Here is a 12,431-nt window from a genome sequence, read left to right on the forward strand (position 1 = left end):
TCTACTGAAGTGATTGGAAGTTTGTTAAAAACTGATGTAAATGCTGATAAATACCTCGGTCTAGCGAGGGCTGGGACTTTGCCTTATTTTTAGTGTTTAACTTCAATTTAAAAGTAATGATTAAATGACTATTTCCAGTTGATTGTTTAATGCAGCGATAGGTGTCGCCTTTAATCATAAATTGTTCTTTAAGCAGCGCTTCTTGTCTTTGAATGTTGGTCTTTCGATTGCAGACAAATTCAAAATCAAGGGATAACCAGTGCCATTGATGAGTCCTAAAAACGCGAGTGATCAGTTGAGCATTCTTACTGTTACATGCCAAGATAATGTGCAAAGGAAACTCAGCTTGATTATTGCTATCGAGTACAAAAGCAGGAAGAAGCGACAATGCTGTTTTTTGCTTTTTAGTTAATGGCTTATAGGTGTGCTTTCCTGAACGTTGCCAAATTAGACTGAACATTTTCCAATTTAATTCTCCTAAGCGTACTTGCTTTAATAAATCATTTAGAAAATGGCCTGATGGACATGAGGCGCAGCTTGAAAGCCAAATAGATGCTAAGTCATTGCGTGCGATGTCATAGGAGTCAGTGGGTGGCAAATCTTGAACTGCAGGTATGCTTAACGTTGATTTTTGCGATGCTTTAAATAACCAATTTTTGAGCGTTACCTCAGTCAATAGAATAGCGTCTTGTTGCTTCTGACTAGGCATTTTATCCCGATAATCAGTATTAATTAGACTGAGTTGTCGTGATAGGTCATTTGATGTAGGACTAAGTCTTAGCAAGTACTTTAACTCATTGTGGTTAAATTCACGTTGTTGTCGCTCGCCAAAGCCATAGCGGTAAAAAGGGTATAGCCAATCAATACCATGAAGGTAAGACCAACGGGTTGTGGAGTAGTATTTATGCCCAATTTGCTGACAAATTTCACTTAGTAATAAATTGTCATTATATTGTGAGAAATGCTTGGTTTTTACCCAATAATGAAATCGCTTTGCTATGGCGCTTGGACTGAGTAAACGAGGTAAATAGCTTTCATCGGTGGTTTCATTAGGTGATATTTCATAAGCGAGATGCAGTGCCTGTTGCATAAAAAGGTAAATGCCACTGTGGCGAAGGTGATGAAATCTGACATCCTCACCAGCAACAGCCTTAATTGCTCTGGTAATAGGGAGTAGATAGTGTAACTGCCTAGAATGCATTTTTTCATCTGCAAACCCAATTAATGGTTCATTTACGGAGGCCGATTGCTTGATGTCGATAACCATCCTGACTAAGCAAGCGTATTCTTCGGGGATCACGACATGTACCATTCTGGCACTTTTATTTTTTGTACTGCCTTCAGTGGTTTCTCTGATATCAAAATGAAACTGCTGTTTGTCTGTGCTGTAACAGAAGATATCTTGAATCCTAAGGCGTAATACTTCCCCTCTGCGTAACATTGCAAAGTAACCAATGATGCAGGCTACTGCACAGAACAGTCGTTGCATCATTTCTCCAGTGTCTTGCGTGAGCAAGGCGTTAATGACTTCGTCTAATTCCGCTAATGTGAGGTAATTAGGGTCAACACTGGGGGTGGATGTTGGTGGATCAAACTCTGAAATATCTAAATTCTCGGTTAAAGGATGGTGACTCATAAAGCGGAAAAGGTAGTGAACATATTTTTGATGTCCCTCATTGCTTAAGCTGTCATAAACCGTGTGCGCCCATAAGTGCAATGCGTCACTATCAAGTGTTTTTTCGTAAGGTAGTGGGTTATCTTCAAAAACTTGTTCAATATTGGTGTATGCATTAATTGTGTCATCAGACAACGTTTTTTTAATGACACCGCCATACTTGATTAAATCAGCTTTATAATGAAAAAGCATTGCTGGCAATATGTTATGAGGGTTCCACTCTGGGACTGGTGCTGGCTTTTGTGAACTGTTTAACGATGTTTTTCGTAATGTTTTATGTGGCCATCGATTAACTTTGGCTTTTGAGCTGAGCCCTTCAAACCAATTTTCATTCCAATCCTTTTGATAAATGGCTGTTAAGGCAAGATGCTTTTCTTTTGTTTTGATGATTGGTTTATTAAACGCAACATGCCTTTCTGGATCACGAATGTCTTTTAAAAAACTCGGTACGATATTGTCTCTATATAGCCAAACCGATTGAAGGCGCAGGTGCCATTTTTGAGCATTTAGCTCTGGTAACGAAAAAGGCGTTACTGGTGTATATAGATTAAGTTTACGCACCAATTGGCTAGCAGTTACTTTTTTGTTCTTATGGTCTAAAGTTGAGTGCTTATCATTGGCAAAGGTTGTTGCGTAATAGTCCTGTAAAACACGGTATACAAACAAAGGTAAATGATAGCGGGTGAAATGCTGCTTTTGCTGTAGTTTACTTTTTTTTGCTAAGTGAGTGATATCAAGGTAAAGCGAAGTGCCTTCTTGTTTGATACTGCTAGGTTCATTGAGAACATGTGCTAGATACTCAATTGAAAGCGGGGCGACCTCTAAACCAATAACTAAAGCGGTAAATTCACTACTTACAGCCGGGCGTACTTTAATATATTGAGTACGAATCGCTTCGTATCCATCTTGAAGCATACCTGCTTGATGGGCAAATTGGTTGAGCTGATCAAACCACTGTAAATCTTTATCTTTTAACTGATTAACGACTTCAGGTGGTACTTGCCAGTGAAGTGCATCGCTTAAATAGCAGAGTAGATCATTGAGTGCATTTCTAAGCTTTTTTTGTCTCCCTGTAGGGATTGTCTTGATGATTTTTCTTAAGTAATTTATTTCATAAGAAGTGACTTCGCGTTGGTATGCAGATTGTTCACTTGCAGGCATCATGCTATCAGGCCAATGATCAATAACCCATAAAAGTTCATCCTCTTCTGCGCAAGTGCCACCCCCACGTTGATAAAAGTGAATAATGTCGGCAGGTATTAAGCCATTAAACCGATTAGACATAGCAAACCTCTTTTATGTCAAAGCGACTAGCTAAACTGTTTAAATGCTGCTTTATCGTGGTTAAGTTTGCAGGAAAAAGATGATCACTTCCAAAGTGCTCACCATATTCTGAATGCCCCATTAATCGGTCGATCTGACTGGTTGTTAGCCTGATAGGATAAACACTGGTTAGTGCGCATTGAGCAAAAGTGTGCCTCAGCATGTAGGGGGTTTTATTTTTTAATCTGTCATGCATAAATAGCTTTAACTTTTTAGCCGTTAATGGGCAAGCTTGTTCACTAGGATCACATAAATACCATAGATAAGGACTGTTAAATGAGCTGGAAAGGTGAGTGCTTAATGATCGTTGTAAACTGAGGTAGTGTCTGAGCTGTAGGCTAAAGTAATCACATAAAATGATTTGCCTCAGTCGCCCTTTATCACTGACGGCACAGGTACTTAATCTGTAACAACGTTCCTTTTCAATTGAAATCTCATGAGTTGGACGAACACCAGTGAGAAATACAAACAGTAAAGCAAGGTGGTAAGTACATAAGTTGTAATACTCAATATGCTGACTTAATTCAACTTTACCAACAGGCTTAGAGCGAATAATTTCATCATGTAATGAAGCAAAAAAATGAGTCACTTCATGTTCTTGTAGTACTTTTGAACTGCCTATTTGGATCGGAATATCAGCTCTTTCCTCAGTCCCTCCTTGGTATTGTATTTTACGCAGTTGGGCAATTCTGCCTTCTTCGATGAGTTCATCTGGCAATGATTGCCCTCGGTGTTTATTGATTAAGTAGAGTTCTGATTTTTGTTCTTTATTTGAGGAGTTAATTGAAAGCATCGCTTCCCAATTGAACAACCTTACTTGAGTAAAAATATGCTCTAGATAACGTTCGTGCGCCTGATATATTCGATAGCGGATCCGATCACTGTCTTCTGATTGATAAGCTTTGGCGTTGCGGTGGTGCAATTTGTGCTCTCGTAGCAAGACATATTTACTCGTGCTTGAAAGCTCATTATCAACCAGAATGCAATTTGTGAAGTAATTGAATAATTTGTCTTTTCTTGCGCTAGGAAATCCTATAACAGATGTTGATTTTCTCCATTTTTTAGTCAGTATCTCAATAATTAAATTTTTCTCACTTCTTGATAGCCAAGGCGTGTTATATCGTTGTTTTGAAATAAACGGCCTAAACAATGCATTTAACCCTTTAGGTATTGGTTGCCAGAGAAATACTTCACCTTGTTTTGTGGGGTAGGGTTGAGCATATTCAGCCCAAGAGTGACTACCGTCTTTGACCGTTCTAAAAGCATGTTCTTGGCACTCTTCACTGCCTGTTACACGAATACAGTCAGGGATAAAAAAATCGGCGGGTTTAGCATTTTTATCGTTGGTCTTATCTTTTGTTAGCCGTTGAGTGAGCCATAAATAGATAATAACGACGAGAAACTTTTCTTTGTTCACTTTTTTATAGTTTCTATTGTTCAACGTGCTAAAAAGCTTTATGAGCGCCGTTGCAATTTTGATGGGGTCGGGCATCACTCCACCGGCGTTTCGTTGGCGATTTTTTTTGGCGATAGAACTCGACTTACCCATGGCTGCCCCCTTGTGAGTGGGTTATTTTACGAAAAGCAGAAGGGGATATTTGGGCTAGCTGACTTATTTGATTTTTACTTGGAGTGACTAAGTTAATTGATTTTGCTTTATCAAGTCGGCTATGCAATATCTCAGGAAGTCGTTTATATTTTTGGTAAAACAATGCGGGTTTAATTAAGGCTAGGGTGGATAATGTCGGTTCGGGTTCGCTATAAATATTTAATGATGCTGTTAGTTTATGGGAATCAGGATGACCAAGTAGCTGTTTTAAGATGGGCATTGGAGCCAATAAGTAATAAGCATCAACTTTTGCTCTTTTCACTACAGGGATTGGGCAGGAATCAAGAATACTCTGCAGTTGTGCAAAGCTAATAAACTGAAGATCGGGAAGCGTCGATAGCTGATGGCAATCGCCAGACAACAAAGTTGTGAGCTTTGGATGCTGGTGCCATTCAAGTGAGTTTAGCGGCAACTTTTTTGTCTTTGGCATAACAATATTCTCCTAAGTCATCTTATGTCCTTATTTTTAGATGCATTTATTTAGTTATTAATTACTTGTACTGTTGATTTATACAGTTGTTTGGTTTATAAATCAACAGTGTTTTTTGATTATTATTCTATTTTTAGCAAGTTTACTTTTGTGATTATTAGTCGCTTAAGTTTTCAAGAATATGTTTTTGGTTTTTTGTAGGAGGCTGGTATGGAGCTTACACAGAAAGGTTTTAAAGTTGGACTCAAGGTAGTCTTAAAGATTCTTGGTAAATGGGGCTGTAATGAAAATCAAATACCAGTCTTACTTTGCTTTAAGAATAAAGACGACATCAGCGCCGCTAATCAAAATGACTTAACTCAAGATCAAGTCAAACGTATAAGCTACATTTTGAATATCCATGGCGGGTTAAGACAGGTTTTTTCAAATCCAGATAATGTTTATGGCTTCATGACAATGAAAAATCAGCACTCATTATTTAACGGTCAAACACCACTTTCGCTTTTATTGGAAGGGGAGCATGGAGACTTTGAAGCTGTTATGAACCATGTTTTAAATTTAGGGAACTTTTAACGTTCTACACATTAGGGGGTAATATGGTGGACCTAGAATATAAAAAGCAGCAGATTTTAGAGGCTTATTTTCCTGGCATTTCGAGCCTGAATGATGACGAGGCGGATAATGTGTACCTCGATGCTAGCGATGCGCAGAAACACAAGTATCTTGCCGAGTGCCAAAAGCTGTATGTAAAAGGCAAAGACCACTTAACCATGAATGAACCCTTTAGACCTGAGCGGGATATTTGCGATTTTCCTGATTTGCTTAGTTATGATATTCCCTACTGGCAATATCAAGAGTCCCATGATGACGCGATTTTAGAAGAAATGGAGACCCCCAAATATATTGCAAAGGCACCTGATAAATACGTAAGCAAGTTTTATGGCGACTGGGTGAGGCTGTATATTGATGGCACTTTTTATTACGGTTCCTTATATACTGCAATGCATTTTATTCTACTCGCGGTAGAAGACACGGTGACAAACTGGATAGAGCAGCGGTATCCATACCAACTGCAGCTCAATACTTACCAATGCGAAAATCAAAAGGGTTGTGTGTCAGTTGAGTTCGCCACTAATAATGAAAGTAATGACGAACAACCTTTTAAGGCTCGTTCTGTTATGAGGAGTTTCTTAAATGATTTATCTCCTGATCTTAATGATTACCTAAATGCACAAACACCGGCAACGTATATTATTTATGGTGTTGATTATGATGGGGCACCAACAGTTGAGCTCATTTGTAAAAATGATCAAACACTATCATTAATTCGTCCTGCAACTTTTATGGATGATTTTTTACCTAAAACACAAAACCCTGCTTACTTAGATTTAATAGCAAGACGCTATGCAAAACAAGCAATAGATAGGTTAATCAAGCTTGGATTTTAAAGGGCGTATAAAGGCAGAGGGGATAAAAGCGAAAAGCCATTAAAAAATGGCTTTTCGTTTGTCTTCGGTGGGCTGCATTATTTAGCAGGGATATCCGAAGCTCATAGAATAAACCGTAGGGAGGTTTCAGCTTCCTGTCAACAGTACTAATCGAACGATATTTATTCAACTTTGTGGTGGTTACAGTGATGAATACTTATTGGCTTTACGCAAAACCCAAACAACTTAAGGAGTGTAACTTGCAATATATCTCTATTCCCACAAGTGCATTTGGCTTTGATTATGATATTGAATTACATGACTGGCACAGTAAATTACAGGCATATCGAGTCTTTAAAACTAAGGCCAAAGAGTTACTTGAAGGAGGTCTTGGACTGGGTTTTGATATTATCCACGATGAGCAATGCTTAGATGACTGGCTGAGTAAAATTCCCACAGCGTATTTAGAACAAACTCAAGCATTTCCTGAGCATCAATATCAATTGTTATGGCTTGCTGCCAATAGTGACGTAGCAGCCCAATTACTCATCACTCGTCCACTATTGTTAGTGTTAATCTGTGAGCATTATACCGTAGATAACCAAATGGCATTAGCTGTTAGCCAATTAGGCCAGCGACAGATATTACATTGTCTAGGCTATGATGATACTAAGTCTGCGCTCAAGTTTATTGATAAATTAACCCTAACCTATGAACGAAATTTAGAGTTAGAGCATGTTAAAAAACAGCTAGATAAACACTGTAGACGTTATAGAGCTTTTAATCATTACCCTTCAGTTAACTATGTTGCAATAAGCTTAGATAATAAATACCCCTTTTTAACGGGTACTAAGCTAGGACTGGCGATAGCCAGTGAAAACCAACTAGGTAGAAGGGCATTACGTTCATGTTTATCAGATACCCTCGCATTGGGAGTCGAGCTGGGGGTAAATGACCCAGGTAAACGTGTTAGTCAGCTATCGTCATTCGCCGAGCTAGAGCATTTGCATCAGCAATGGATAAATAGGCGTAATGACATAAGGCGTGAAAAATTAAGACCTGTTGATGCCGACAAACCATATTCTATTTTAGTGCCAGATGAAGCAAACTTTGTAGCGATCAAAAACTATGATGAGCTTTTCACCGAAGGCGCTGAACAACACCACTGTATTGCGGTTTATCATACTCGTATTGTCTCTGGGCATTATTGTGTGTTCAGTTTGCCCCAACCACAAAGAGTCACCATTGGTATCAAGCTTAACAAACCAACAGGCATTATCGAGCTGGACCAAATTGCAGGTTTGCGTAATGCGCTGCCTACAACTGAAACCCGAGAGTTAGTTTACAGTTGGTTTGAGAGAGTAAAAAAGGTGTTGAAATTGCAATAAGGTTCGGAATAAATTTGTTTAATTAATAAGCGTCATAGGTTGACGTGAACTGACTGGAGTGATTGATTTTTAGGCGGCAGTTTAGTGATGCTTTGCCCTTATGAGGGGCGTCCTTTAAAGGGACTTATTGTTATTTGCTTTTCTTCACCGTGAATTCAGGTGAGTTATGGCGCTCTCTGCCAAGCCACCCTGATGCCACTCCTCCCAAGCTAGCCTTTTAATCTTACACTTTCCCACTTAAAGATTTTATTGTATCATTTTTCATCTATTAATGCATTAATCTGGCCATTACCACTAATTCCTATTTTAAACTGCCTTTTTTACCATTCAGCACTTTTGTTCTGTTACTTTACTTTTTGTGGTGTTTTATTCTGATACTTTTCGTAAATTCACGCCTTTGTCTGACCTTTTTACTTGTTTAGTTCGTTAAATGTCATACTTATAACCATAAGTAAAGACATCAGGAGCCAACATGCCTAATTTATACTTCTCAAATCAGACCGAGCCAGCCAAAGATCTGGCAAAAAAGGCCAAATCAGGTGTAATAACCAGAATCCATCAAGGGATTTACACAGATGCCAAACCAAGTGAACTGGAGGGCTTACTGATGTCAAAATGGTATGAGGTGGTTAAATATCTACAGCCTGATGCAATTGCATCTCACCGAACTGCCCAAGAGCTACGCCCAAAGGAAGGTCTAGTAGTTGTTACCTCAAGCATAAAACAACAAAGAAAAGTCCATGTTAAGAGTTGAACCATCAAAAGGAAGCATTCCAGGAAAGCAAAAGAGAGCCTGGATGAAAACATCTTACCTCGAAGCCATACTCATAGCAGGTCTAAATGATACGATGGGTGAATTTTAAGCACTCATGCGGTTGCCCTGAGTACTTTTCACTTAAGCCTGCGGAACTAATATTATGAATTGGGTATTTTATTTTACGACAAAGTAACGCTCTGCCGTTTTTGACCTATTTAGGTTTGATGTACATAAAACCTAAATATCCATTTTCTTGACCATTTCAAAAAATATCACTTTGTATCAAGTCCCCATGCATCAAGCTTTTCTTCAATAAAATCAAAGCCAATAGAAGGGAAGTTTAATATGGTTTTAGGTACACCACGACTTTCTAGTCTATCTTTTAAGCCAACTAGACTTGCAGCCAAGGTGTTTAGCTCTTTTAACAATTGAGTTGCAGGAACCAAATCATCAAGGCTGTCAGCTATTGCGATAAAATCAAAATTCCCACCTAGTTCAAGCCCCTTTTTCCAGGTTGTTCCTCTATACACCCCTTCTGGGTCGGCTTTCATTGGTGCAAAATCGTAGATTGGGGCAAGTTTAATAAAGTCGCTTCCTCGAAGGAAAGATGTATTTCTGCCGTGATTATCGCTGTTTCCAAAAACTATATTGATCAAGTCCCGCTTCACCCATTCGATTACGAACTCTTTAAAATCAAACTGAAAATATTTTTGTGTCACAAGATAACTACTTTGAATTCTTTGGATTAACATCCTTATTGTTGAACCGTGTTCTAGCAAGGATCCAGGCGGCATTTCTAACATAGAATATACAGACTCAACTGCTAGTTTTTCGATATTGTTCTTATTGCATATGTCAAATCTGGGTAACCAAAGCGAAGGATAATTAGGTCCTTCGATTAATAACATTTTTTTTGTGCTAATTGTTTCAAACCCCATTGATTCTAGCTCATGATAATAATGAAATTCAGCCCTCAAAATATCAGAGTCGATGGCAGATTGTTGACCGCGCGGAAATTTAACTAAGTAAGGTTGAGCATGTTCACCCAGTTCGTCGATGCGAGAATTCAATCTAACCTTATGATTATATAGATTTAATAGAATTTTGGGAGCCTCACCACCTGCGCCTGTAGCCATTGCAACCCTAGCTCCTTTATCTTGAGCATACTTTAAGAACTTACAACCATGGCTAACAACATCTTCCTGATTGAAGATAATTTCATTAGCAGTAAATGGGTGAGAATGAATAGATTCCTTGATTCTTAAGTTACCAATTGGGTTTAACGCATAGTCACGAAGCAAGATGTAAGATTGCTCATTACTATAAATTTTTGATAGACCAAGATACCCAATCCAGAACCGTCGACTTGCTCCGGAGGGCACTATATCGTCTAGGAAACGAAGCCAACCTGAGGTGTTGTTGTGTTCGAAAAAAAATGAAACAGGATAATTTAATGAGGGAGATTGATATCCATCTTCATTAAGAAATTCCAACGAAAAATCATTAATATAGTGAAGAGAAGTAAATTTGTAGCCTTTACGTTTTTCATTATAAAAATCTATTACAGCAGCATCAAACCACTTTCCATTCAAGTATATCTGTAGTGTTAGCATTAATGACATTGATACACCTAATAAAGATATTAATTTTTGGAGAACTATAGCTGAACCTATTCAACTTATTTAATTAGTCTTAAGCTTAACATTGAGATTGATTATTTTTACCAGGCAGTCATCACTTTCAATCTCACCTCTTAATCTATTCCAGATCCCTTTTGCATATAGTGTAAAACCTCCTTCAAGGCGAGGTTCCAAACAATAAGTAGATGTATATTGTGGAAATAAATAGTTGCCATCTTGATCCGTTTCATAATTTAACTCATCAGAACCTGAGCTTAACCTCCATCTTTCTCGTTCATGCATTGCTCCGCTCCATGTGGCAAAAACTTTATAGTACTTTTCATTTTTAGAATTAGTGATTTCTAAAGCCATCCAACCGCTATTTGGTCTGTGTGTTTTTCGTGTCATTAATCGTATTTCACGCTGCAAAATCTCAGTTTAGCTTATTAAAACTGAAGCTGACTGTCAACTGCGACTTACTTGTAAATCATTGTTTTACTTGCGATTCGCGAGTGTTCTTGTATGGGGTGGTGGAAAGGCATGGAGGGAAAAATAAAAACATTTATCGAGGAGTGATCGTTCCTACCCTATATATTTTTGTTAAAAGATAGATTATTTTAACTAAGTTATTGCTAAAAAATTGATGAATATTATTGCTAAAAATCTAATGTTCATCATATTTAATTTTAAAACTTTGAGGGTAAACAAATTAAATTTATTCCCGTTAGCGATCTTCATCTTGATAATTTGTAGTGGTGTAGTTAATTTGGCCACTAATTTGTAGCTAAACGCACTCTTCATAGCATTGAAATTTATTTTCAGTATTACACCAATTCGTAACTCGGTAATGTCAAAAATAAGTTAGAGAAAGTACTTCTTATTTGATAATAAACCTGGTTGCATTGAAATCGCCCCTTTCGGATTACTAATAAAAGTTGTTTTTCCTCCTGCGATTTTTTTTTCAATGGCCTCATGCTGATGACCCGCGATCCAATAACGCGTTCTTGAAATCAATTCATGACTTAAACTTGCATGATAAAAAAGAGCGTATTCACTATTCGCATTTTTTTCTAAAGCAAAGGCTTCGTGACAAGGAAGATGGTGTGATATTACCAAGTCGACTTTGTTTGGAAAATTATCGATGAAAGCCTTATATTGTTCTTCAATTATTCGATAATTAATAAATTTAGCATCGTTCATTAGCTGCTCGTATTCCGTTATTATTTCAGCAGAATATGTATGAATTGGGAACCACAGACTCCCCCCATAAATTTTAAATCCCTCAATTTCAATAAGTTCATTATCTAAAAAATATAGGTTATCTATTTTTTTACTATGTGCTTTTAACTTGATTAAAGGAGAGTTCTTTATAACAGTCGCATAATCGACGTTGTTAATTGATTCTTTCTGAAACGCGTATGGATTCATGCGATATGAGCGATTTTTATTTGAGTACCATTCATGATTTCCCGCTACCATGATAACGATACGAAAGTGTTTACAGAGTATATTGTTCACATAAGCCACTCCGGCAAGTCCATTTGCGACATCACCAGCAATAAATAAAATCGCATCTCGTTCAAAATCACACCAATAATCTTTTCTAATTGTATGAATGTCGAGATGTAAGTCAGAAACAACGTAAAATTTCAATTTAATTACCTTTTTCAAGCAGGCTCGCACTAAATAAATTTAACTCATGTCTTTTAAAAAAAAATTAATAGCAATCACCATTTTTGATTAACTTTCATCGACTTAGAATTTTTGCAAATATGACGAGTATTGTCGAAAATGAGAGCGAGAGAAAAATTAGTATATAGATACCAAGGCGTGGGGACTTAATATGATGATTAGTCATTGAGATAACAAATAAAGATGTTCTAAAAAAAGTTATTGTAAAAATAGATGATGCAACAAACAGAGTAATATAAATCATAACTTCTCCAGTTTTTTTCATAAAATAATGAGCATTTCTTAAAATTATTGATAGTGAGATTAAATCTAACAATAAATGTAGTCAAGTTAAATCTATTATGTTTTCAATGATTTACTTGCGATTCGCAAGTGGATATTTATTAAAAATTAGTATATTGTTTTTAATGTCATTTACTAATTAATAAAAAACTGGAGAATATATTTATGCTAAGAAGCTAGCTGGTCTCCCGTTGCAAGATGATTTGAAGAACTTTATTCAAGGAGAAAC

Annotated in this window: 10 protein-coding genes and 1 pseudogene; 5 read left to right on the forward strand and 6 right to left on the reverse strand. The window is 37.3% G+C overall.

The genetic code is table 11. The annotated features are described in order from the left end of the window. Position 1 precedes the first annotated feature (1 nt). From AB4140_RS04745 to AB4140_RS04755, 3 genes are read right to left on the reverse strand one after another with little or no spacing between them, the layout of a single operon-like run. Entirely contained in the window at positions 2-2,959 is a 2,958-nt protein-coding gene (locus AB4140_RS04745) for a hypothetical protein (RefSeq protein ID WP_371999986.1), read from the reverse strand. Next, on the reverse strand, positions 2,952-4,547 hold the full coding sequence (locus tag AB4140_RS04750; RefSeq protein ID WP_371999988.1) for a hypothetical protein: 1,596 nt from the start codon (positions 4,545-4,547) through the stop codon (positions 2,952-2,954). Before AB4140_RS04750 ends, AB4140_RS04745 begins: the two co-directional genes overlap by 8 nt. Next, positions 4,540-5,037: a hypothetical protein gene (locus AB4140_RS04755; RefSeq protein WP_371997576.1), complete on the reverse strand. Its 498-nt coding sequence runs from the start codon at positions 5,035-5,037 to the stop codon at positions 4,540-4,542. The genes AB4140_RS04750 and AB4140_RS04755 overlap by 8 nt, the downstream gene beginning before the upstream one ends. A 210-nt stretch (positions 5,038-5,247) precedes the next feature. Between AB4140_RS04755 and AB4140_RS04760 the strand changes: the two genes are divergently transcribed. The 5 genes and pseudogenes from AB4140_RS04760 to AB4140_RS04780 all read left to right on the forward strand — a co-directional run. After that, positions 5,248-5,610, forward strand: coding sequence for an antitoxin Xre/MbcA/ParS toxin-binding domain-containing protein (locus tag AB4140_RS04760; protein ID WP_371999991.1), 363 nt, complete (start codon positions 5,248-5,250; stop codon positions 5,608-5,610). 23 nt (positions 5,611-5,633) lie between these two features. Beyond that, positions 5,634-6,485 (forward strand): hypothetical protein, encoded by an 852-nt coding sequence (locus AB4140_RS04765; protein ID WP_371999992.1) that lies wholly within the window; start codon positions 5,634-5,636, stop codon positions 6,483-6,485. Positions 6,486-6,724: 239 nt separating this feature from the next. Continuing rightward, positions 6,725-7,852, forward strand: coding sequence for a PcfJ domain-containing protein (locus AB4140_RS04770; RefSeq protein WP_371999993.1), 1,128 nt, complete (start codon positions 6,725-6,727; stop codon positions 7,850-7,852). A gap of 472 nt (positions 7,853-8,324) precedes the next feature. Then, a complete protein-coding gene (locus tag AB4140_RS04775; RefSeq protein WP_371999994.1) occupies positions 8,325-8,606 on the forward strand; it encodes a hypothetical protein in 282 nt (93 codons plus the stop codon). Then, positions 8,590-8,715: pseudogene (locus AB4140_RS04780) on the forward strand (ISAs1 family transposase); the annotation flags it as partial. The gene AB4140_RS04775 and the pseudogene AB4140_RS04780, both read left to right, overlap by 17 nt. Positions 8,716-8,881: 166 nt before the next feature. Here AB4140_RS04780 and AB4140_RS04785 read toward each other — a convergent pair. The 3 genes from AB4140_RS04785 to AB4140_RS04795 all read right to left on the reverse strand — a co-directional run bounded on the left by AB4140_RS04785 (position 8,882) and on the right by AB4140_RS04795 (position 11,881). After that, positions 8,882-10,231, reverse strand: a complete 1,350-nt coding sequence (locus AB4140_RS04785) for a type II toxin-antitoxin system HipA family toxin (protein ID WP_371999995.1) — start codon at positions 10,229-10,231, stop codon at positions 8,882-8,884. A gap of 60 nt (positions 10,232-10,291) precedes the next feature. Beyond that, positions 10,292-10,600 carry a hypothetical protein gene (locus tag AB4140_RS04790; protein WP_371999996.1) on the reverse strand — a complete coding sequence of 103 codons (309 nt, stop codon included), beginning with the start codon at positions 10,598-10,600 and terminating at the stop codon, positions 10,292-10,294. Positions 10,601-11,089: 489 nt separating this feature from the next. Next, positions 11,090-11,881 carry a metallophosphoesterase gene (locus AB4140_RS04795; RefSeq protein ID WP_371999997.1) on the reverse strand — a complete coding sequence of 264 codons (792 nt, stop codon included), beginning with the start codon at positions 11,879-11,881 and terminating at the stop codon, positions 11,090-11,092. Positions 11,882-12,431 lie beyond the last annotated feature (550 nt).

This window comes from Shewanella sp. 10N.286.51.B2, from assembly GCF_041469265.1.
Taxonomy (GTDB): domain Bacteria; phylum Pseudomonadota; class Gammaproteobacteria; order Enterobacterales; family Shewanellaceae; genus Shewanella.